We start from the raw sequence: 21746 nt of genomic DNA on the forward strand, positions 1-21746 counted from the left end.
AGGCAGTATTCGCTGCCCGATTGCTCTATTGAAGCCTTTCTTATTGTGGAGAATAGACGGCTTTCTTATTACCGTCAGGTTTTGGATGATTTTCCTTCAGGCAGGAGAATGGAGTCCTCAACCTTAATGCATCGGTCCATAATGACGGTTAAACCGCCCGCTTCAGCGATTTCAGCCGCCTCGTCATTTTCGATGCCAAGCTGCAGCCATAATACTTTGGCTCCAATATCAGCCGCTTCCTTCGCGACAGGAGGGGTATGCTCGCTGCGCCTGAACACATTCACGATATCGACAGGCACGGGAATATCGCTAAGCTTTGCGTAGCTTTTCTGACCGAGAATCGTGTCCGCGTTCGGATTGACCGGAATAATGGTGTAGCCCTTCTTCTGCATCGCTTCGGATACCATGTAGGAGACACGCTCCGGATTATCGGATAAACCTACGACGGCAATCGTATCGCTGCCGCGCAATATTTCCCTGATTTGATCTCTTTCCGGATTTTGAAATGCCATTTGCTACACCTCTGTTTCCGTATAATAAATTTCTATGCTTCGCTTTCCACCCATTCTACATTTGCGCCAAGCGCCTTCAAATGGTCGAAGTAGATCGGATACGACTTCGCGACATGGTGCGCGTCATGAATCCGAATCGGCTGCTTCGCGCGCAAACCGACGACCGTAAGCGCCATAATGACGCGGTGGTCATAGTGAGCATTGATGTCAACCCCGCCCTCTACGCCTTCCGGACGTCCATGCACAATAATTTCGCTCTGACGTTCTTCCACGTTAGCCCCTGCTTTGCGCAGCTCGTTCAAATAGTCCGTGATGCGGTCGCATTCCTTATAACGCAGGTTCTCTACATTATAGAACCGAGACGTTCCTTCCGCGAACACAGCTGCCGCCACCATGGCAAGCACCGCGTCCGTCGCGTGATCGCCGTCGAATTCCACAGCCTTCAGCTTGCCGTTGCCTTGTACGTGCACTACGCCGTTCTCATGCGTAAGCGGTACGTCCATCATGCGGAGCACGTCAACAACCGCGCGTTCCCCCTGCTTGCTGTTCTCCATGAGACGGTTCACGGTGACGTCCGAATCCGTAACGGCTGCAGCCGCTAGAATGGCGGCGGAGCCTGGATAATCGCCTTGCACATAGTAGGTTTTCGCCTCGTAACGCTGGCGTCCCGGTACGCGGAAGCGCATATAGTCCTCATCGGCATGGATGACGATGCCGGCTTGCTCCAGCACTTCAAGCGTTTGGCCAACAACGACCTTAGACTTCAAATCATGCAGCACTTCGATTTCGCTGTCTTCCTCCAAGAGCGGCGTTAAGAACAGCAGCGCGCTCAAAAACTGCGAGCTGATATTGCCGGATACTTGAATATGTCCGCCGCGCGGCTGGCCGCCCTTGATCGTAATCGGGAGCTTGCCTTCGTTATGCTCAATCGTAACGCCCATGCTGATGAGCGATTCAATTAAATCATGATGAGGCCGCTTGCCGAGAGAATCCGGATAACGGTTAATGAAGGTAACGTCCGGACATAGAGCCGCAATCGCCATTAAGAAACGCAGGACGGCGCCGGCGTTGCCAACGTCAAGCGTCTCAACCGGCTTCGGGTTCCGGCCAAAGCCCGTAATTACGATTTTTTCGTCGTCTTCCTCTACAACTGCGCCTAAATCGCGGATGCAGCGGCGCATTGCGTCACTGTCCTCGCTGTGGGCGGGATAATAAATCGTGCTTGTTCCTTCCGCAAGCGCGGCTACCAGCAGGTAGCGCGTCGTGTAGTTTTTGGAGGACAGCGCCTCGATTCTACCCATCAGCCGGGGTGTCGGCGTTACGATTACATCCATCTTCGTCGGTCTCCTTTAGTATAGGATTGATTGTATTAGGAAAATTGATTCCATGCTTTCAAAATTCGGTCTACCACTTCATCCACCGTCAGCTTTGTCGTATCCACAGACAAATGAGCGAAGTCGTAAACGCCTCTTCTCTTCTCCAATAGCATATGAACACGTTGGTGCAGATCTCCTTGCAGGAGCGGTCTTGCGGTGTCCGCCTCCACTCTCGCAATAATCTGCTCCGGACTTGCGTGCAGAGCTGCCACAAACCCGTTCTCCAGCATCATGCGGCGATTGTGCTCGCGCAGAACGGCTCCTCCGCCAGTCGCGATAACAGCGGGCTCGGCAGAAGTCAGCAGTTTATTTAACACCTGCGTTTCGATTTGCCTGAACCCGTCTTCGCCGTCGCTTTCGAATATTTCAGAAATCTTTCGGTTTTCGGCCTGTTCGATTTCTTCATCCGAATCGATTCTCGGCCATCCGAGTTTATCCGCCAGCAATCGGCTGACGCTGGATTTCCCCGTTCCCATAAAACCGATTAAGATCAGCTTTCGATCTGATTTGAGCTGAGCCACCTTCGAACCTCCTTACTCTTGAACCTGTCCGGGGGCAATATTTTCCCTATCATATCATTTTTTTGCCGGCGCGAGGTATAAAAAAGTGGAATAAGCCGTATGGATGATAATGATACGCTTTGATGCCTATTTATGAACGGAGTGACTGCCATGCCCAGCGAAGCTTTTTCGAGCCCGCCGCATCCCACTAACCTGCGAATCAAAAAAATATTGGACCCGGAGCATCCGCTTTGCCGAGACGATGTCATTTGGATGCTGGGTTACATCAAAAAAAAGGTGGCTGACGAAGATCCATCGTTAATGGGTCTGTCGCAGCCACGCTTGATGCAAAACTTTCTATACTTTGCCGAAGCCGCGATGGCGCTCATCCAGCGCAGGGCATACTGCGAACAGGAGGCCGATCGGCTGCGGCTTTGGCTGAAACAAGCGGCTCACGGGTTAATTCCCGAAAGCTAGGCGCACCTCTTAGGATTGCAGCCAGTTGAAGTGGAACGTGCCTTCTTTGTCGACGCGTTTGAACGTATGAGCGCCGAAATAGTCGCGCTGCGCTTGCAGCAGGTTGGCCGGCAAACGCTCTGTGCGGTAGCTGTCGAAGTAAGCCAGCGCGCTTGCAAACGCCGGAACCGGCACGCCGTTTGTAACGGCTGTCGCGACAACCTCGCGCCATGCGCCTTGGTACGATTCCACAATATTTTGGAAATACGGGTCAAGCAGCAGGTTGCGCAGCTCTGGATCGCGGTCGTACGCGTCCTTGATATTCTGCAGGAAGCGGGCGCGGATAATGCAGCCGCCGCGGAAGATCATCGCGATATCGCCGTAACGAAGATCCCAGCCGTACTCTTCGGACGCTGCGCGCATTTGCGCGAAGCCTTGCGCGTACGAGCAAATTTTGCTCGCGAAGAGCGCCTTGCGAACCGCTTCGATAAACGCTGCCTTATCGCCTTGGAACGGCGCTTTCGCAGGGCCTTTCAGCACTTTGCTTGCCGCTACGCGCTCTTCCTTCATCGCGGACAGGAAGCGTGTAAATACGGATTCGGTAATAATGGACAATGGAACGCCTAGATCAAGAGAGCTTTGGCTCGTCCATTTACCTGTGCCCTTCTGGCCCGCGGAGTCCAGAATGACGTCAACCATTGGCTTGCCTGTCTCCGGATCGTACTTGGAGAAAATATCGCGCGTAATCTCGATCAGATAGCTGTCAAGCTCGCCCTTGTTCCACTCTGTAAAGATTTCATGCAATTCTTCGGTTGTTACGCCCAGAACGTTCTTCAGCAGGTCGTACGCTTCGCAGATCAGCTGCATATCGCCGTATTCGATGCCGTTGTGAACCATCTTCACGTAGTGGCCGGCGCCGTCCGGTCCGATGTAGGTACAGCAAGCGTCGTTGCCGACTTTCGCGGAAATTGCCGTTAAGATCGGTTCAACCAGCTCATATGCGGATTTCTGGCCGCCAGGCATGATGGACGGCCCTTTCAGCGCGCCTTCTTCGCCGCCGGAGACGCCAGTGCCGATGAAACGGAAGCCCTTCGCTTCCAGCTCCTTGCTGCGGCGCTGCGTGTCAGGGAAGTATGCGTTGCCCCCGTCGATAATAATGTCGCCTTGATCCAGATGCGGCACCAAGGAGTCGATTGTTGCGTCTGTGCCTGCTCCGGCTTGCACCATGATCAAAATTTTGCGAGGTGTCTCGAGCGATTGAACAAACTCCTCAATCGTATATGTAGGCACCAGTTTTTTGCCGGCAGCCTCCTTCATGAGCTCGTCCGTCTTCTCGCGGGAACGGTTGAATACGGAAACCGTAAATCCTTTGCTTTCAATATTAAGGGCCAGATTTTTACCCATGACGGCCATTCCGATAACGCCAATTTGTTGTTTTGACATCTGGTTCTTCCATCCTTCGTCTAATTTATTTAATCACAATAGCTATATTCTACTCCTTTTGGTTCGATATGAAAACTCTTTGCTTGGAAAAATGTCGCAGTCCCGCATCAGTTTTACTAACAGAATCCAAAAGTTTTTCTTATAGCAGGCCGCTTCACAACGAAAACGACCCTATATTCCGCGAAGATCATCACGGATATAAGGCCGTTTTATAAGGCGCTAGGATGGGGTTCGCTCATTCGTTACAGCTCCAGCTGCAGCATCTCGGATCGAAGCGCCATGAGCCGCTCCTTCGACAATGTAACCGCTTCCTCGTCTTTAGCCTCCAAAGCTTCATGCAGAACGGAAAGCTCATAATCGAGCTCGTAACGAAGAACGACCGCTCGCTCCTCCGCGCGTTTGGACTGAAACGCCTTGATCATTTCCTCTATCGTGACAAAAGGTTTCTTCTGATAAATAATGCGATGCTCCATACCTGACACCTCCACAAGTCGTATAATCTCGCCGAACATAATGTTCTCAATGACGATTTGACGATCCTTGATCCGCTTTACGACCGCATGTCCGCGTGTGTCATTAATCAGCTTTTCCAGCAGTTCAGACAGCTTTTCATCCTTGATGACATAATCGCCCACAATTTTGTACCGGTTGTTCATGCGTTGGAAATGCAGCTTTACAAGCTTGCGCCCCGTTCGAATCGATACGAGAAACTGCCCCTCCGTTTCGCTCCAATACAAGGAGTACCCTTCCTGAATAAGATCACGGATGAGATTCTGGATTTGCCGGCGCTCAAAACGCAGCTCCAAATTGCAATATTCGACTTCATAGCTTTTGTTCACGGCAATCCCTCCCTTAATAGTAAACAGTTGACGAAATGTTCTGAAAATTTGTTCTTATCAATATCTTATACTCCATCATATGTTCTGGCAACTTGGATTATTGACTAATTTTCCGAGATTGCCGCCCTTTGTTAAACCCGCCTAAAAAACGGGTGAACAAAAACAGGTCGTCTATGTTATAATCATTCTAAATTGATATTACCTCTCATCAAGATTAGGCGAAGGAGTATTCCGATGACGATAACTTCTACTACACCGTCCGCGTTAGCGGGCTTTACATCAGCGGATTTTGAAGTATTCCAGCTGCAAGGACTTGAGGAACGCATGCAAGGCATTCAAACGCTGATCCAGCCTAAATTCCGCGGGATTGGAGAACGATTGACAGCGGAGCTTGCGCCGCTGGCAGGCAAAGAGATGTTTCTGCATATCGCCAGGCACGCGCGCCGCAAGGTGAATCCGCCCAAGGATACTTGGCTTGCGATCTGCGATAACAAGCGAGGCTATAAAGCGTATCCCCATTTCCAGTTGGGCTTGTTCGACGACCACCTGTTCCTGTGGCTTGCTCTCATCTACGAGGTGCCGAACAAAAAGAACATCGCCGCAGGCTTACTGAACAATCTGGACGAGCTGACCGCCGCCGTACCGCAAGATTATGTGCTGTCTATGGATCATATGAAAAAAGATTGCTCGAACGTCCGCGACATGTCGGATACGGACTGGGAAGCGGCTCTCATCCGGTTCCGCGACGTGCAAAAGGCGGAGCTTCTGATCGGCCGCCACATCAAGGCCGACGATCCGCTGCTTCACAATGGCGATGCTTTGCTTCAGTTCGCGGCAGCGACTTACGAACAGCTTATGCCGATCTACAGGCTTGCATGTTCCTATTAGCACGAAAACGAAGGCCTTGTTCGCGGATCGCAAATCCGCGAGCAAGGCCTTCTCTTTTCTACTCCAATGCAACGGCAGCTTCAGCTGAGCCTTGTGTCATTTGCGCCTTTCTTTCCTTCCGCGACTTGCGGAAGAACAGCAGCTCATAGACGCACGGCACGATAATCAGCGTCAGGAGCGTCGCAGCCGCCAGACCGCCGATCACTACGATCGCAAGGCTTTGCGAGACGATGCTGCCCGATTCATGGCTTCCGAACACGAGCGGAAGCATCGCGCAGATCGTGGCCAGCGCCGTCATCACGATCGGCCGCATTCTGGTTGCCGCCGCTTCGACAAGCGCGTCGCGCACGCTCATCGTCTGTTCGTTCTGCTTCACGCGGTCGATCAGCACGATCGCGTTCGTTACGACGATGCCGATCAGCATGAGCGCGCCGAACATCGCCGTAAAGTCGGGCGTTACGCCGGATACGAGAAGACCCGTTACCGCGCCGATTGCGGCCAGCGGAAGCGAAATCATGATGGCCAGCGGCGCTCGTAATGTTTTGAACGTGAGCACCATGATCAGATAAACAATGCCGATGGAAATAAGCGCGGTCATTCCTAAATCCGCGAAATCCTCCATTTGCTCCGCAGACGCCCCGCCTACCAAAATTTCCACTCCGTCCGGAAGCTCGATGCCGTCAATCGCTTTCGTTATTTCGTCTCCCACAACGGACAGCTTTTTCGGATCGGCGCTCGCCGTCACGCGAATGTACGTCTCCCCGTCTTTATGATAAGCAAGCGCGGCTTGCTCCGTTTTCGTCAGCTTCGCAATATCCGTGACGGCTTTCGGACCCGCGTCCGTCATGACCGTTAATCCGGCAAGCTCCGCTTCCGAGCCCGGACTTGCGACAGGCTGAAGCATAACCGGCGTCTCTTCGCCCTCCACCTTGATCTGGCCGATCGGCATCGGATTCAATAAGCTATGCAATTGCATCGCGACTTCTTCGCCTCTCGCCAGCTCCGGATCCAGCTCAAACGTGTAGACGGGCTTCATTTCTTCCTGATTGCTTTCTACTTTCAGCACGCCATCGATGCCCGAGACCGCGTCTGCGGCTTTCCGGGCCGCCTCCGACAGCATTTCTTCATCCTCGCCCGTAACATCCATATAGATCGTAGAAGAGCCTCCGCCCATCATCAAATCTACGGCGTTCGCCTGCAGGTCCGCATCGCTGAACTGAGCTTTTTGCCCGCGCACCGCCTCCATGAAGCTTTCCGCGTCCGCGCCTTCCTTCATATCGACGATGTAGCTCACGAGAGTAGGCGATACGATCGACCCGAACTCCGCATTTTCCGAGCTGTTGCCCAGCGTCATCATGACCCACTCTACGTCATCACGTTCCGTTATGAAGCGCTCGAGCGTCTCTCCGCCCTTCAACACTTCCTCATATGGCGCGTCGCTGGGGAACTGCATCTCGACGCTGACATTCTCCGCGCTCGATGAATCAAGCGCGCCTTTCGGCATGGCGATGTAAGCGCCGACGGAACCGATCAGCAGCACAACGGAGAGGGTAAGCGGGAGCCATTTATGCTTCAAGCACCAGGCAACGAATGCCGAGAAGCGTGGCGAGCCTTTGTGCCCCGCTTCCTTCGTTCCTTTCAGCAGGATGGCGCTTAGGAGCGGCACGACGGTCAGGGCGACGACGAGCGACGCTAGGAGCGAATACGTAACCGTCAAGGCGAAAGGCAGCAGGAAGTCTTGAAGGGAGCCTCGCAGCAATCCCATCGGCAGGAACACGGCAACCGTAACGATCGTCGAGGACGTAATCGCAGACGCCACTTCCTTCGTCGCGTCCGTCACCAGCTTAACCGAAAACGATTCGCGCTGCAGTCTGCGGTATATATTTTCGATAACGACGATACTATCGTCGACCAGACGTCCAACGGCAACCGCAACGCCGCCGAGCGTAATAATGTTAAGCGATACGCCGGACAGCTGCAGCAGATAGAGCGTAATGCCGAGCGACAGCGGAATGGACACGATCGTAACAAGCGTCGCTTTCACATTCCGCATGAAGAGCAGAATGACGATCGTCGCGAAAAGCGCGCCAAGCAGCACCTCGCGCAGCATGCTGTTCACGGATTGCACGACGGATTCCGACGTGCTGATCAGCACATCCGCCTCAACCGCCGAATCGCTTTCGTTCAATTCAGCCACCTTCTCTTCAATTCGCTCCCCGACCGCGACGGCGTTTGCGTCAGCAGCTTTGGAGACCGTCATCATGACAGCGTCTTTGCCGTTCATTCGGCTTACGCTTTCCTGATTGCTGCTCACTTGCACGTCCGCTACGTCCGCCAGCGTTACGCCAGGCGCTACAGGCAGCGATTTTAACGTCTCCATATCCGTAATGTCATCGACCAGATTTACATTGGCGGCTGCTCCGTCAACGATTTGCGCGCCAAGCGAGGCGGAGACGCCTCTTCCTTGCAGCACGCCCATTAACGATTGAACGGGCACCCCAGCTGTTTGAAGCTTTTCGGCGTCAGGCTGCACGGTAACGATTGTCTCAGAACGGCCGGAGACGGAAATTTGACCCGCGCCTTCGATCGCCTTCAGTTCGCTCACGATGAGATCGAGCTTCGCTTCCTTCTCCTGTCTGCTTAGCTCTTCCTCCAATGAAACGGACACCCAGCCGATCGGAATCATCGACGTATTTAGCTGCGTCACAAACGGCTTCATCACATTCGAAGGCAGCGGCACTCCCGCAATCGCGCTTTCGATCTCCGTTTTCGCTTCCTTCATATTTGTCTTGGAATCGAAATTGACGGTGACTTGCGAATAGCCGTCTCCCGTTGTCGAGAACATCGACGTTTTCCCTTTGACGAACATAACCGCTTCCTCCAGCGGGTTCGTTACCTGCTTCTCCATTGCGCCGGCGCTGCTGCCTTGGCCGATCGCGGTAATGACGACCTGCGGATTATCCGCGGAAGGCAGAAACTCCATCGGCAGCCTAAAATAACTCATCGCGCCCATTGCGAGCGCCATTACGACCAGCAAGATGATGGCCGCTTTGTTCCGGAATGACCATTCTGTCACTTTGTTCATCACTTTCTCTCAAGCTCCTTATCCACTTAGTCTCTTTGTCTATCCCATCATAAAGGCTGGAAGAAGCTCGGAAAAACGTCTGAGGTCTGTATTTCAACCTCATCGCAAGGCGGAAGACGTCTACGACTTAAGACGGGCAGCGTCCAAGGAGAAGGAAACCATAGGAGGACGTCGAATTGGGAAGGAGTCTAAGCTGCCGACCAATCAATGACAGGGGTGACGAAATGGATTTTGCGAGTTTGGTAGGCGAACGTGTGCGGTTACAGCCCCTTAAGCTCGAGCATGCTGAAGCATTATTCGAATGTTCAAGATCGCCGCTTATATGGGAGAACCTCCCTCTAACCATTCATAACGAGACGGAAATGCGGGATTTTGTACAGGCGGCATTAACCGCGAGAGAGAGCGGCGAGTCGTTTCCGTATGCGGTGTATGACAAGAAGCTGGATCGATTGGTCGGGACAACCCGGTACTTAAGAATATCGAAGCCCAATCGGAATTTAAATATCGGGTGGACCTGGTATACGCCTGACGTGTGGCGAACGATGGTCAATACGGAGTGCAAATATTTGCTTCTGAAAAACGCGTTCGAGACATGGAAAGCAGTCCGCGTCGAATTGATTACAACGACGACGCATAGCAGGTCGCAGGCCGCAATCGAACGTCTCGGGGCGAAAAAGGAAGGCGTGCTGCGAAAAAAATACAATGGGCTCGATTATGTCGTGTACAGCATCTTGGACGAGGAGTGGCCCGAAGCGGAGCGGCGCCTTCTCGGAATGCTGCAGCGCAGCTAAAAAAGACGCGAAGCCGGCCGCTTCGCGTCTTTCTATTAGGATTCGTTCGTTAGAGCCTGCTGCCCTTGCTCCTTTGCGTCCAGCCGCCGGAACTGCAGGACGAGCAGCAGAGCCGCCACGCACAGGATGCCGCCGATCAAATACGGCAATCCAAGCTGCACCGTAAACAGCATCGATCCCAGCAGCGGCCCCGCGATTCTTCCCAGGCTGTCCATCGACGAGCTGAGTCCCGACGCGACGCCCTGGCCGACTTTTGTTTTTTGCGTAATGAGCGAAGTGACGCAAGGGCGGATGAGCGCGTTGCCGATCCCGAAAATCGCAAGCGACATGATCGCCCACCATAAAGAATGCGCGAACAGCAGCAGGAAAAATCCTAGCGCCGATACGATCAATCCGATCACGATGTACTTGGTCTCCTCGCCTTTTTTAATTCTCCGTCTGACAACGCCGCCTTGCACTAGCGCCCCGACTAAGCCGCATACAAAAAAGAGCAGACCGACTTGAAGCGGCGTTACGTCGAACCGTTTCATCCCGAAGAACTGAAGCGTCGCCTCCATGCCGGCAAGCGTAAACGTTACAAAAAACGCGAGCACGTACAAATATTTGAGCGGACCTTGGAAAGCGGTCCAGCGGGAAACCCGCTTCTCGCTCGTCTTTCTGCGCTTCTCCGGAGGAAGCGATTCCTTCAGCTTCCAAGAAGCAAGCGCAAAGGTGATCAGGGCTAACGCAGAAGCCGCATAGAACGGCGTCTGCAGCGATATGACGCTGAGCAAGCCGCCGAAGCCAGGGCCTAACGTAAAGCCCAGTCCGATGGACATCCCGACGAGCCCCATTCCCTTTGTCCGCTGATCGGGCGGCGTAATATCCGCGACATAAGCGACGATAACGGAGGCGACCGCTCCCGAAAATAATCCGCCTAGCGCGCGGGACAAATACATAAGCGTCAGATTATCCCCCGCGAGTCCGAATAGCAGGAAGCTCGCCGAGAAACCGATAAGTCCGGTCAAAATAATCGGTCTCCTGCCGAGCCTGTCCGACCAAGTGCCCCAGAACGGAGACAGAATAAAGGAAATCGCCGAGTAGAGCGCCAGCATCCTCCCCGTGTGCAGCTCCGCGCCGCTAGGATCCGCTTCTTGAATAATTTCCGGCATAACCGGGATGATAATGCCGAACCCTATAAACGTAATCATTAGTATCGCCATAACAATGGCAAGACGTGTATCTTTCATGCTGAGATCCCTCCACCAAACTATCGTACCATAAGTTGAAACAAGCCATGTTTGAACAATTCAAGAACAAATGCTTTAAGCGGCTTTGCCGCCTATCGAAGCGGCGAATAATCCGCTTGCATTCCCCCTTGTTTTTGTTATACTCTACTTTGTTTGTACATCTCATGAAAGGCAGGGATGATAGCGATGGACCATACAAAAACCCCGCTCTTCACTGCGCTTCGCAAGCACGCGGAGCAGAATCCCGTTCAATTCCACATCCCGGGACACAAGAAAGGCATAGGAAGCGACTCCGAGTTTCGTGAATTTATCGGCGACAACGCGATGTCGATCGATCTCATAAATATAGCGCCTCTTGATGACCTGCATCAGCCGACGGGCGTAATCGAGGAAGCTCAGAAGCTTGCCGCGGACGCTTTCGGTTCCGATTACACGTATTTCTCGGTACAAGGCACCAGCGGCGCCATCATGACCATGATCATGTCGGTTTGCGTGCCCGGCGATAAAATTATCGTTCCGCGCAACGTACATAAATCGGTCATGTCCGCCATTATTTTCGCGGGCGCCAGACCTGTCTTCATCTCGCCGGCGCGCGATAACAAGCTCGGCATTGACCACGGCATTACGACCCGCTCGGTACGCAAAGCGCTGGAGAAGCATCCGGACGCGAAAGCGGTGCTGGTCATCAACCCGACTTACTTCGGCATTTGCGCGAATTTGAAAGAAATCGTAGATCTCGTCCACAGCTACGATATACCGGTATTGGTCGACGAAGCGCATGGCGTGCTTATTCACTTCCACGACAAGCTGCCGATGTCGGCGATGCAAGCCGGCGCCGATATGGCGGCGACAAGCGTGCATAAGCTTGGCGGTTCGATGACGCAAAGCTCTGTGCTCAACGTCCGCAAAGGGCTTATTAATCCGCAGCGCGTCCAAACCGTGATCAGCATGCTGACGACGACGTCCACTTCTTATATCTTGCTTGCGTCGCTGGATACTTCCCGCCGCAATTTGGCCTTAAACGGCCGTGATATCGCGGAGAGAGCCATCGCGCTTGCGCACAGCGCCCGGCAGCAAATTAATGAAATTCCGGGTCTGTACTGCTTCGGCGAAGATATTCTCGGCGACGAGGCGACCTACGACTATGATCCGACCAAAGTTACCGTTCATGTCCGCCATCTCGGCATTACCGGCTACGAAACCGAGAATTGGCTCCGCGAGCATTATAACGTAGAAATCGAACTAAGCGACATGTATAACATTCTTTGCTTAGTTACGCCTGGCGATACCTATGACACCGTCGCAAAATTAGTGGAGGCGCTGAAAGGCTTATCCGAGGCTTTCTATGAAGGCGCTGAATCGAGAGAGCTTGTTGTGAAAATTCCGGATATCCCTCAGCTTTCGCTTACGCCGCGCGACGCTTTTTACGGTGAAACGGAGGTTATCCCGTTCAAGGAATCCGCAGGCCGCATTATCGCGGAGTTTATTTATGTTTATCCGCCGGGCATTCCGATCCTGCTCCCGGGCGAAGTCATCTCGCAAAAAAATATCGATTACATCGTCGATCATGTAGAGGTCGGCCTTCCGGTGAAGGGACCTGAAGACCGCAGCATCGAATTCGTCAAAGTAATCGTGGAAGAATCGGCGATTTCCTAAATGCGCTCAATCAGTTGTAAACAATTCCAGCCCATGTTAAGATGACGCTGGAGGTGTTTGGCGATGAGTCAGAGTGCTTATATTAAGCTGGTTGCAGGCTCCAAAAACCAAGATATAACGCTTCAGGACGTCCAGGATGCGCTTCACCGTTACCGTGAACAAACCTCTCGAACCGGCGAGCAGCTCGGCTGGGATTACGAGAGAGCCGCGTTCCCCTATACGATCGAATCCAAAGGGGATGAGCGGTGGTTCTACTTGAAAGGCATCACGTCGCAATACAAACACATCATTATGGGAATCGGTGAAACGGCCAGCGTAAGCGGGGAACCCGCAAAATGCGTCCAGGTCGTGCTTCCCGACGAATCCACGCACGGCGACAAATCTAAGGCGAACGAGCTGTGCAAGTACATCGCCAAGTCATGGCTTGCTGAGCTCACGATGTTTAACGGCAGAACGGTCTACTACAATCCGAGAAAATAAGAAAAGGGGCTCCCGGTCCGGCATTGCTGCCGTTCAGGGGGCCCCTCGTCATGTCACATGAAAAACGGGATTATTCTTTACCTTCGTTCTCCGTGCGAGCGATTTCTTCGTAGATCGCGGCTACGCGGTCCCATTCCTCGTCGTCCTCGATGCCGACCAGGAACGCTTCTTCGTTCTCTTCTTCAATGCGGAAAATAACGCCGTCTTGCTCAGGATCCTGACGATCAAGCAGGACTGCATATACATTATCTTCGGATTCGAAGGTGTAGACCATTACCATCTCGCGCTCTTCGCCTTCATCGTTTGTTACGATAAACACATGCTCTTCATGCTCATGATCATGTCCACAACCGCAATTCTCGCCGTGCTCATGGTTATGCTCGCTCATGTTTGTTACCCCATTTCAATTAGTTAAAATGCTACGAGCCCATCGTACCATGTCGGGCTATTTGCGGTCAAACGAAAGACCCCGCTATTCATCGGGGTCCGTCTTTTCATTTACGCGATTAAGTTCTGGACGGAATTTGCTTCTCGGATACAACCGACCATTCGTCCGAGCCTTCCATCTTTAAATAAAAGCGAAGCGTATATTGACCGGCGAATTCAAATTTATAATCGAATTCCTCGGATACAAACCAGAAAATATCTTTGTCTTTCATTTCGGAAGCGACATTTTTAGACTGAATCGTCTTTTCTTTGCCATAAGGATCGACCATTGCGATTTTGACCGAATCGATCTTGGTCTGCAAATTATCGATCTGCGAGAACACCTTGATTTTTCCTTGGAAGCCCTTCTCGACAACGCCAAATGGACTGTTTCCTTTATTGTAGAGGAACATATGTACATTCGGTTTATAGATCGTCGCCCGTTTATTGGCATTGTCCCAATCGACAATCGCATGCATCGAGCTCACAAGCTCTCGAAGCGGCAAATACGTTTTACCGTCTATAATAACGCCGCTTTCGTCTAGGCTGCTGCCATTCAATATGACCCTAACTCTCTGAGCAGCGTCACTAGCAAATATGATCGTGCCTCCGCACAAGCTTAGCAGCACCAGCCATATCGCTACCTTCCTGAATTTCATAGCTGCAATAACCCCCATCCGTTATTCTGGATGTAAGGTTATACTCCTGCTGCTTCACAAAGTTGCGTTGGACAGGAAAATATTTTTTGCTGAGATCAAATGATTGGCTGATTGTCAAATGCTGTTGAAATGTGCGCTTGCCTGGGAAATGTTTTACCTGATTTCGGGCAATTACCCGTACGATTTGGTTAAAGGACAAGGTACGCCTTTACCTACTGCGCCAGGCTCCTGCATCTTTGCATAGTAGCGCATCCCTTTTGCGCATGGCGTTTTACACACCTCGCATGTGCTCGAAAGCACCAGCTTATAATACGCTTGCTTCCGCTCGCTTGGAAGCTGTTGCTTGCCTTTCGCCGCTTTCCCTTTTGCGCCTTTGCTTTTGCTCATGCCCGCCATCTCCTTTTCACTTGCTGCTTAGCTGTGACATTGTATGCCTGAATAGGCCATTGTGCTTCTAAAATTCGCTTTCGACCAAAAATTTTGTTACATTGGTTTTAACGAACCCTATGCAGAAGGAGCGATGGGACAACATGCAAATTACAATGATCGGAACCGGGAGCGCGTTCGCGAAGCGATATGACAACAATAACGCTCTAATTGAAGCGAATGGCTTCCGCCTGCTGGTGGACTGCGGCATCACATTGCCTAAAGCGCTGCATGAAGCCGGACTCGATTTCGCTCAGCTCGACGCTGTACTTATCAGTCATATTCACGGCGATCATGTCGGGGGGCTTGAGGAGCTGGCTTTCCAGATGATGTTCCGCTACCAACGCAAGCCGGTGCTGTACATTGCGGAGGAGCTGGTGCAGCCGATTTGGGAATCTACGCTGCGCGGCGGCTTGACGCAGGAGAGCTTAAACAGCTTATCGGACTTTTTCGAGGTGCGGCCGCTGAAAGCCGGCGAGACCTACGAGCTGGCTAAAGGACTAAACGTGCGGCTTATCCAGACGAAACATATTGCCGGAAAAGCGAGCTTCTCTTTTGTTTTCAATGAGCGTTTTTTTTACTCCGCAGATATGAAATTTGATAGTAATCTGCTGCAGGCGTTAGTGGATGAAGGAATCGAAACGATCTACCACGACTGTCAGTTGGAATCGCCCGGCGTCGTGCATGCGAGCCTGGAGCAGCTGCTGACGCTGCCGGAAGCGATCCAAGAGAAGACTTGGCTGATGCATTACGGAGATGCGATGGAACAATATAAAGGCAAAACCGGCCGAATGCGTTTCGTCGAGCAGCGCAAGCGGTACGATATTTAACCGCAAAAAAAACCGGCACGCTCAGCTTTTTAGGCTGAAGTGCCGGTTTGTTATGTTGCCTAGAACATAGGCAAATTGTCTAAATTATTGGTCGGGTCGCCATCCGCGTCGCCTCGGATATAGGTTTCTCCGTCTCTGCCTTTGAAAGCGTTAACCCCGGCGATACGTCCCGCCTGCACTTCCTGCAGCGCAGTCGTGTAATCGAGCTCACGGCCGGAAGACGTTTTGAACGCGGTTAAATCGCCGTCCCCGTTTTTTTGCACCGCAACGATTCGCTCTCTCGTATCTCCGTTCTGAAGGTTGTTTCCGGTTTGACCAAGCTGACTATTGTCGAATGTATTCATGCTGATACCCTCCTTGGCCCAAAAATATTAAAGCCAAGCTTAGTATGTCATGGGACCTGCGCTTCTATTCCATTAATCTTTGATCTTGCGCATCCATACAAAGGCTTCGTCATAAGCCTTGGAATCATGTGTAAGGAGCTTCGCCAATAATCCGACGCAAACGCCAATTAAGCCGAACAAGCCGAGAACCCAGATTGCCAAGAACGCATAATACTCAGCCATTAGATCGCCTCCTCCGCCCTTTCTATCCTTCTATGCGGGAAAGGGAAAAAATAGTCTATCCGATGGCGCGCATATTCTGTTTCCCGTTACAAACACTACGTATCGGAGTAATCTGACCCCTGGCTTAGCGATTATGGATAAGGAGATGAAATGGATGACGCAATTGAACAGCCAGTACGACTGCGCGAACGCTTCAACCGATTTGCCGGAGCTCATGAGCCAATTAGAAGCATTGGAAAACGGGACACAGGAAAAAACAAAGCAATGGCAGGACCAAGTCAATCATCTTCGGAATCAAATCAAATTTATACAAAATAAATGCGATTTAACGCAAGACACCGAATAGCTATTCGAATCTAAAGGAAGCGCTACGAAGACTTTTTCTTCCTGCGCTTCCCCCTCGAGCTTTGAACGGCAGCCAATGATTCGTCTTCCTCATCTTCCCCATCCTCTTGTCTTGCCGCAATGACGGCCCATAATGCGAGTATATCGCCGATGACTACGACAACAGCAGCCAACAAGGCCAGGTCATCCGCGGAAAAAAACTTGCCGTTATCGTCGCCGGATTTCGCCATCCTTCGTTCCCTGCCCATCGTTCTATGATGATAGCAGTCTATTCAATTAGGCAGAAATGGAGTGGGCATTTTACCAATTGGGCGCCTTAAACGATTTATCCTATTAATGTTTAATCGCTTTAAGGACTGAACGGCAGATCATAATGGTGAAATGACGTTTAGCAGGCTGTAGGCTCCGAAACCGAACAAAACCAATCCCGCACCGATTTGAATAGACCGCATCAATTTGGCGTTAAGCCGTTCTCTCAGCCATCCGACCAAATAAGCTAGCAGCAGCCACCAAACCGCAGATCCCGCGAATACCCCTACCACAAGCAACAGCGGCGATTGGCCCGCCCACCCTGCTCCCATTCCCGCAAAAATCGCGATGAATGACAGAATCGTCATTGGATTCGTTAAGGTAAGAAAGAAGGTCGTTAGAAAGGCTTGAGGAAGACTTGCATGCTTTGCAGGTCCATCCGAACAATCCGTTTGAACAGGCGACTTCAACGTTTTGTATGCAAGGTAGATTATAAACATAGCGCCTGTCAGTTGAATCCAGGCTGAGTGGCGAAGCAGAAACTGCGTTACGATTGACAAGCCCAGAGCCGCTGTCAAGCCGTAGGCCGCATCTGCCGCCGCTGCTCCTAACCCCGAAACAAATCCATATCTTTTGCCGTAACGAAGTGTTTGTCTCATGCACCATAATCCGATCGGACCGACAGGCGCCGCGATGGACAAATCCAGCAGCATTCCTTTAAGAAATAGCATTTCCGCACTTCCTTCTCCCCAACACATTTCTCTTCATTGTACGAAAATGAGATGGATGTTTCACCTAACCTATTGAAAATAAAATAATATGCTTCGTTGGTTACCACTGTTTTCCAATTGCCAGCTTTCGTTTACTCGAGTAAGATGGAAAAAGATGGGAGGCAAAATGAAGATGGAAACTTTTATTGTGATCTTTATCGTTATTGTTGGTTTCGGGTTATTATCCAGCTTGATAGGAAAGTCTGGTCCTTCGGGCAAATCTCGGCACGGGAGCGGCTCCGACAGCGGTTTTATCGGAAGCAGCCACTATCCTCACAGCTCCGACCATAGAGACAGAGATTACGATAGCGATGATCGCCATCACCGTTCTGACGATTGGGGCGGAGGAGATAATGACAGCGGGAGCAGCGACAACGGCGGAGGCTTCGGCGGTGACAGCGGCGGCAGCTCCGGGGGAGACGGCGGAGGCGGCGATTAGTCCGTACGCTTTCCCTTCACAATTCCGCTGAGCTGTCTACTTGCGTACCGCTTCATACCGTCCCTCCCCTGGATTATTACGATTTATAGTCTTGAATAATAACATCGATAACACGCTTTCCCCAATTCGAAAGCTCCGAGCCCGGTTCATTCCACGCATAGGTGATGAGCGCTTTCCACAAGGCCCAGCCGCGCGCGCGATCTACCGTATCCTGGTCAACGTTCATGCCGTTCAGAAATATGCCGCGGCTTTCATCATCAAAAAAATTCCATGCCATAACGAGGTCGCTTGAAGGATCGCCGACGCCCATCGTTCCGAAGTCAATGACCCCGCATAACCGCCCATTACGCACAAGCAGATTGCCTACTGCCACGTCACCGTGCAGCCACAGCGGTGCCGATTGGAAGTTCGTCGACAAGGCAAGCTCCCATATTTCCGTTAAGAGCGTTTTATCGTAAAGGCCGGATATGTTGTCAATGACAGCTCTTGTATCCGGATCGTATACCGCTAAGCTTCCTCCGCGATGAAAGTTTTGAACGCCCGCCGGCATGCCGCTGCTTGCATCGATCGCTTGCAGTTCCTTCAAAAAGCCCGCGAGGTCTTCGGCAAATCCGTTTACATCGCGAACATTGGCATGGGTGACGGTTTCGCCTTCTATCCATCGGTTGACGGACCAAGGCAAGGGATATTGTCCCGTCGGCTCGCCTTTTGCAACCGGAACCGGAATGGGCAAGGACAGCAGCGGCTTAAAAATCGGGAGCCAGATCTGTTCTTTCTCAACAGCCGAAGCGTATCGTTCATGACTCGGCAGACGAACCGTAAGTTCGCTTCCCAGCCGGTAAGTGCGGTTATCGTGTCCGCTCTTTTCTACAGGCACAATCTCCAATCCCCTCCACTCCGGAAATTGGCTGTCGATTAACTGTCGTACCACTTCTGCGGTTATTTCAACCATATCTTTCGCCCCTTCTGCAAAGAGAATGGATGGAACTTCTCCTTACAAAATCATAACAACCTGCTTCTGCCATATCAAAGGATTAAACACTTATAAAAAACCTTGACGCTTTGACATCGGAGTGACCGGAAAAACCGCGCAGCTGCGTGTAAAAAACTGCTAGGTTATGTATAATAATAGAATTGAAGCCTAAATCGGGCTGGATTGAGCGATGATCAAAAATAATCGGGAGGGAGAAAGATGAAAGATCATAACCACTATAACGTATTTATTGAAGTAGCCGAGGACTGTCCCGTATCCAAGGCGGAAATCCCCAAAGCAAAAGGAGAGTCGATAACCGTACCGGTTCTTCAATATGAGATGATCGCGAACCATCCATACCGCTATACGCAAGAAGATGTATTATTCGAAGTTTTTGCTGCGCGCAATCATATCCCCGATCAGGAAAAACAAGCGTCGCGGGAAGCTTTTTTCTCTAAAGGACAAGCTTGTCTTCGCACATCATCGCTGGGAAAGCGTTACGGGTGGGGAATCCATCACGATCAGAACGGAAAGGTTGCCCTTTACGCTATGGAATCAGATGAGTACAAGGCTTTCCTGACTGACGCAAACATTAAACGTGTAAAAGCGATGCGCTCGAGCAAAGCCTAGTGTGGACTTTTCATTAGAAAAGAAAAGGGCACCTTTGTCAGGTGCCTTTTTCCACTTCCACCACAATACTGTCGATCAGCTTTCCGTTCACATAAGGGAGTAACCTCCAGTGCCCTGGCTCAGGGAGTATCATACTGCTTGGCAAATGCCGATTTGCCCCGTTATTCTCTCCTCCCAGACTGTCAGCCTCGAACACTGGAACTAGCTCCATACTGCCCTGCTTCACGGCCAGCACCTCAAATCGGCCGTCCAGCTCCTCCTCATTGCCCCAGAAGTGCCACATATATTTGTTAGGCTGACCGGCGACAAAGCCGGGATCTATAAATCCGACCTTCCCGTCAATGCCGGTCATCTTGTAGCTTCCGGCATCGAACGTGCCGGTCGCTTCCCAAGAAGGCTCGCCGACATCAAGGATGACATCCGCGTAAAGCTCGCCGTCGAGCAGCACCTCATACCGCCAATACCCCTCAAGGGGCATTGCGGAAAAGGCCGTGTATCGGGCAAAGCTTATTCCCGCCAGCACCTCCGGTGTCAGCACATACGGCTTCACGACCGTTTCGCGCCGCCCCGTCGCGAGATGCACCGCCTCGATCGCCATTGTTTTATTTACCGCCTCGAACCCCAACTCCGCAAACGAAAAAATATAACCGTACGATCGTCCTGCCTTCAGCTCCGGATCGGGGAACACCTGCAGCAGCAGGTTCCCATCCTTATAATACGACGGTCTGAGCTCTGGAACTGGCGCGGCCGGCTGAAATGCCGAGGCCGACCAAAAAATAACGAGGCCAAGGCATACGAATGCGGCCAGCAGGCCGCCTGCACCGCGAATACCGCGAAATGAGCGAGCGGGACCGCGTTGCGACTCGGTCAGCCTGCGTCTCACGTTCGTCCGCAGCTTCTCCGTGAACATCGGCTCCATGAAAGGCGGCTCCTTCAATCGGTGTTCCCAATCCATACGGTCATCACGCATGGATATCCCTCCCTTCTCTTGCTTCAAGCAGCTCCGACATTTTCTGTCTCGCTCTGAACAGCCTGGATTTGACCGTGCCGGATGAGAGTCCCAGCGCTTCCGCTATTTCCTCGACCGACAGCTCGTAGTGGTAGGCTAGAATGAGCACTTCGCGATGCTTGACCGGCAGCGACAGGACCTGGTCCCATAGATTTCGTGACGCCGCTTTATCCATGGCAGCTTGCTCCGCTGAAACGGCCGCTTCCTGACTTTTGCCCCGTAAAGTGAATATATCCCATGGCACGACCTTGCGAACAAACGAGCTGCGCAAATAATTGAGCGACTTATTGCGTGTGATGGCGAGCAGCCAGCTCTTCACGCTAGCCTCTCCCCGGAAACCGTACATTCGGTTAAAAGCGGCTATGAACACGTCCTGTGCAATATCGTCCGCAGCGTCTCGTCTGCGCGTCAGCACATAAGCGAAATGCCACACATCGTTGCCATATACCGACATGAGATCCTCCAATACGGCGGACCGGTCAAAGCCGGGAGACAAGTGATGCAGGTAATGCTTTTTTTGCTCCTCCACAACTGTTCACCTCTATGAAGTAGACACCGCAAGCGGCAGGTTGGTTCCTTTTTACTACTATTTTATAGGTATAAATAAAAAACGAACACCCTCGCGCCAGTGGACGCGGAAGTGTCCGTCTAACTCCTATGACTTCGTGTTACTCCTTAGCGGTAACCTCGAGCGCGAATACGTAAGAGGATGAGCCATTCGTAATCCGGTTCTCTTTATCTGCCCACCATACGGCTGAGAGACTATAGTAGTAAACCCCCTCTTCCGAAGGCGCCGAAAAAGCGTGGCCCGACACGGCCGCCTGTGAACGCTTTCCATTATGGAAGGAAGTCGCAGTGACCTCGTCCGGCTGTTTGCCATCGAAGCTAAATTGTATGGCTGCTTCTGCCGGTACGACCGCCTTTGGTTCATCCCGCAATCTTTCTTCCGGCGCGGCATAATCCGCGCAGCTGGAAGTCCAGCAATAGGAGCTCTGCAGCACATGAATCTTTTCGCCGTTTACCTCGACGGCAGGGATAGGTGGCTCCGGCGGCATTTCCGACTCCGCCTGGCAAGCAGACAGCATAAAAGCAATGGCAATCAGCACGATAATACGCATGTTCATTCCCCCTTTTACCAACACTTGACGCCTTTTAGGACCAAAATGTTT

At 51.9% G+C, this 21746-nt stretch carries 27 protein-coding genes; 9 read left to right on the forward strand and 18 right to left on the reverse strand.

Annotated elements, in window-relative coordinates; genetic code table 11:
- Positions 1–74: 74 nt before the first annotated feature.
- From D3P08_RS22120 to D3P08_RS22130, 3 genes are read right to left on the reverse strand one after another with little or no spacing between them, the layout of a single operon-like run.
- Positions 75–512, reverse strand: a complete 438-nt coding sequence (locus D3P08_RS22120) for a CoA-binding protein (RefSeq protein ID WP_119602299.1) — start codon at positions 510–512, stop codon at positions 75–77.
- 32 nt (positions 513–544) lie between these two features.
- Positions 545–1846: a 3-phosphoshikimate 1-carboxyvinyltransferase gene (gene aroA, locus D3P08_RS22125; RefSeq protein WP_119602300.1), complete on the reverse strand. Its 1302-nt coding sequence runs from the start codon at positions 1844–1846 to the stop codon at positions 545–547.
- A gap of 35 nt (positions 1847–1881) precedes the next feature.
- A complete protein-coding gene (locus D3P08_RS22130) occupies positions 1882–2409 on the reverse strand; it encodes a shikimate kinase (protein ID WP_240647708.1) in 528 nt (175 codons plus the stop codon).
- 150 nt (positions 2410–2559) lie between these two features.
- Between D3P08_RS22130 and D3P08_RS22135 the strand changes: the two genes are divergently transcribed.
- On the forward strand, positions 2560–2865 hold the full coding sequence (locus tag D3P08_RS22135) for a hypothetical protein (protein ID WP_119602301.1): 306 nt from the start codon (positions 2560–2562) through the stop codon (positions 2863–2865).
- A gap of 9 nt (positions 2866–2874) precedes the next feature.
- Here the strand turns inward: D3P08_RS22135 and gndA are convergent, their stop codons facing one another.
- Together gndA and D3P08_RS22145 are read right to left on the reverse strand one after the other, a co-directional pair.
- Complete coding sequence (gndA, locus tag D3P08_RS22140; RefSeq protein WP_119602302.1) at positions 2875–4287, reverse strand: NADP-dependent phosphogluconate dehydrogenase; 1413 nt, start codon at positions 4285–4287, stop codon at positions 2875–2877.
- 242 nt (positions 4288–4529) lie between these two features.
- A complete protein-coding gene (locus D3P08_RS22145) occupies positions 4530–5126 on the reverse strand; it encodes a hypothetical protein (protein ID WP_119602303.1) in 597 nt (198 codons plus the stop codon).
- A gap of 234 nt (positions 5127–5360) precedes the next feature.
- Here D3P08_RS22145 and D3P08_RS22150 point away from each other — a divergent pair, with 234 nt between their 5' ends.
- A complete protein-coding gene (locus D3P08_RS22150; protein WP_119602304.1) occupies positions 5361–6014 on the forward strand; it encodes a DUF1054 domain-containing protein in 654 nt (217 codons plus the stop codon).
- 58 nt (positions 6015–6072) lie between these two features.
- Here the strand turns inward: D3P08_RS22150 and D3P08_RS22155 are convergent, their stop codons facing one another.
- A complete protein-coding gene (locus tag D3P08_RS22155; RefSeq protein WP_119602305.1) occupies positions 6073–9099 on the reverse strand; it encodes an efflux RND transporter permease subunit in 3027 nt (1008 codons plus the stop codon).
- Positions 9100–9323: 224 nt separating this feature from the next.
- Between D3P08_RS22155 and D3P08_RS22160 the strand changes: the two genes are divergently transcribed.
- Positions 9324–9890 (forward strand): GNAT family N-acetyltransferase, encoded by a 567-nt coding sequence (locus D3P08_RS22160; RefSeq protein ID WP_119602306.1) that lies wholly within the window; start codon positions 9324–9326, stop codon positions 9888–9890.
- Positions 9891–9925: 35 nt separating this feature from the next.
- Here D3P08_RS22160 and D3P08_RS22165 read toward each other — a convergent pair whose 3' ends face one another.
- Positions 9926–11119 carry an MFS transporter gene (locus tag D3P08_RS22165; RefSeq protein WP_119602307.1) on the reverse strand — a complete coding sequence of 398 codons (1194 nt, stop codon included), beginning with the start codon at positions 11117–11119 and terminating at the stop codon, positions 9926–9928.
- A 186-nt stretch (positions 11120–11305) separates the two neighbouring features.
- Here D3P08_RS22165 and D3P08_RS22170 point away from each other — a divergent pair, with 186 nt between their 5' ends.
- On the forward strand, positions 11306–12775 hold the full coding sequence (locus tag D3P08_RS22170) for an aminotransferase class I/II-fold pyridoxal phosphate-dependent enzyme (protein ID WP_119602308.1): 1470 nt from the start codon (positions 11306–11308) through the stop codon (positions 12773–12775).
- A 63-nt stretch (positions 12776–12838) separates the two neighbouring features.
- Positions 12839–13255 (forward strand): DUF1885 family protein, encoded by a 417-nt coding sequence (locus D3P08_RS22175; protein ID WP_119602309.1) that lies wholly within the window; start codon positions 12839–12841, stop codon positions 13253–13255.
- A 70-nt stretch (positions 13256–13325) separates the two neighbouring features.
- Here the strand turns inward: D3P08_RS22175 and D3P08_RS22180 are convergent, their stop codons facing one another.
- The 3 genes from D3P08_RS22180 to D3P08_RS22190 all read right to left on the reverse strand — a co-directional run bounded on the left by D3P08_RS22180 (position 13326) and on the right by D3P08_RS22190 (position 14727).
- The gene (locus D3P08_RS22180) at positions 13326–13643 is read right to left on the reverse strand and encodes a DUF1292 domain-containing protein (protein ID WP_119602310.1); all 318 of its coding nucleotides are present in this window, start codon (positions 13641–13643) and stop codon (positions 13326–13328) included.
- Between the two features lie 118 nt (positions 13644–13761).
- On the reverse strand, positions 13762–14340 hold the full coding sequence (locus tag D3P08_RS22185) for a stalk domain-containing protein (RefSeq protein ID WP_119602311.1): 579 nt from the start codon (positions 14338–14340) through the stop codon (positions 13762–13764).
- 171 nt (positions 14341–14511) lie between these two features.
- Positions 14512–14727, reverse strand: a complete 216-nt coding sequence (locus D3P08_RS22190; protein ID WP_119602312.1) for a hypothetical protein — start codon at positions 14725–14727, stop codon at positions 14512–14514.
- Positions 14728–14870: 143 nt separating this feature from the next.
- On the opposite strand from D3P08_RS22190, the gene D3P08_RS22195 reads away from it, so the two are divergent.
- The gene (locus D3P08_RS22195) at positions 14871–15596 is read left to right on the forward strand and encodes an MBL fold metallo-hydrolase (RefSeq protein ID WP_119602313.1); all 726 of its coding nucleotides are present in this window, start codon (positions 14871–14873) and stop codon (positions 15594–15596) included.
- 59 nt (positions 15597–15655) lie between these two features.
- Here the strand turns inward: D3P08_RS22195 and D3P08_RS22200 are convergent, their stop codons facing one another.
- Together D3P08_RS22200 and D3P08_RS27420 are read right to left on the reverse strand one after the other, a co-directional pair.
- Positions 15656–15940, reverse strand: coding sequence for a DUF3892 domain-containing protein (locus D3P08_RS22200; RefSeq protein WP_119602314.1), 285 nt, complete (start codon positions 15938–15940; stop codon positions 15656–15658).
- A gap of 72 nt (positions 15941–16012) precedes the next feature.
- Positions 16013–16162: a hypothetical protein gene (locus D3P08_RS27420; RefSeq protein WP_162848569.1), complete on the reverse strand. Its 150-nt coding sequence runs from the start codon at positions 16160–16162 to the stop codon at positions 16013–16015.
- 154 nt (positions 16163–16316) lie between these two features.
- On the opposite strand from D3P08_RS27420, the gene D3P08_RS22205 reads away from it, so the two are divergent.
- Complete coding sequence (locus D3P08_RS22205; RefSeq protein ID WP_119602315.1) at positions 16317–16508, forward strand: DUF2524 domain-containing protein; 192 nt, start codon at positions 16317–16319, stop codon at positions 16506–16508.
- Between the two features lie 22 nt (positions 16509–16530).
- Here the strand turns inward: D3P08_RS22205 and D3P08_RS22210 are convergent, their stop codons facing one another.
- Positions 16531–16737 carry a hypothetical protein gene (locus tag D3P08_RS22210; protein WP_119602316.1) on the reverse strand — a complete coding sequence of 69 codons (207 nt, stop codon included), beginning with the start codon at positions 16735–16737 and terminating at the stop codon, positions 16531–16533.
- A 138-nt stretch (positions 16738–16875) separates the two neighbouring features.
- Complete coding sequence (locus D3P08_RS22215) at positions 16876–17487, reverse strand: LysE/ArgO family amino acid transporter (protein WP_119602317.1); 612 nt, start codon at positions 17485–17487, stop codon at positions 16876–16878.
- 172 nt (positions 17488–17659) lie between these two features.
- On the opposite strand from D3P08_RS22215, the gene D3P08_RS22220 reads away from it, so the two are divergent.
- On the forward strand, positions 17660–17965 hold the full coding sequence (locus D3P08_RS22220) for a hypothetical protein (protein ID WP_119602318.1): 306 nt from the start codon (positions 17660–17662) through the stop codon (positions 17963–17965).
- A gap of 76 nt (positions 17966–18041) precedes the next feature.
- On the opposite strand, the gene D3P08_RS22225 is transcribed toward D3P08_RS22220, so the two are convergent.
- Positions 18042–18917: an aminoglycoside phosphotransferase family protein gene (locus D3P08_RS22225; protein ID WP_119602319.1), complete on the reverse strand. Its 876-nt coding sequence runs from the start codon at positions 18915–18917 to the stop codon at positions 18042–18044.
- A 240-nt stretch (positions 18918–19157) separates the two neighbouring features.
- Here D3P08_RS22225 and D3P08_RS22230 point away from each other — a divergent pair, with 240 nt between their 5' ends.
- Positions 19158–19568 carry a DUF6157 family protein gene (locus tag D3P08_RS22230; RefSeq protein WP_119602320.1) on the forward strand — a complete coding sequence of 137 codons (411 nt, stop codon included), beginning with the start codon at positions 19158–19160 and terminating at the stop codon, positions 19566–19568.
- A 37-nt stretch (positions 19569–19605) separates the two neighbouring features.
- Here D3P08_RS22230 and D3P08_RS22235 read toward each other — a convergent pair whose 3' ends face one another.
- The 3 genes from D3P08_RS22235 to D3P08_RS22245 form a co-directional block, all read right to left on the reverse strand.
- Positions 19606–20538 carry a DUF4871 domain-containing protein gene (locus tag D3P08_RS22235; protein WP_119602321.1) on the reverse strand — a complete coding sequence of 311 codons (933 nt, stop codon included), beginning with the start codon at positions 20536–20538 and terminating at the stop codon, positions 19606–19608.
- On the reverse strand, positions 20531–21106 hold the full coding sequence (locus D3P08_RS22240) for a sigma-70 family RNA polymerase sigma factor (RefSeq protein WP_338068737.1): 576 nt from the start codon (positions 21104–21106) through the stop codon (positions 20531–20533). The genes D3P08_RS22235 and D3P08_RS22240 overlap by 8 nt, the downstream gene beginning before the upstream one ends.
- A 139-nt stretch (positions 21107–21245) precedes the next feature.
- The gene (locus tag D3P08_RS22245; protein ID WP_119602322.1) at positions 21246–21695 is read right to left on the reverse strand and encodes a hypothetical protein; all 450 of its coding nucleotides are present in this window, start codon (positions 21693–21695) and stop codon (positions 21246–21248) included.
- Between the last annotated feature and the right edge of the window lie 51 nt (positions 21696–21746).

The organism is Paenibacillus nanensis (genome assembly GCF_003583765.1).
Classification (GTDB): Bacteria; Bacillota; Bacilli; order Paenibacillales; family Paenibacillaceae; genus Pristimantibacillus; species Pristimantibacillus nanensis.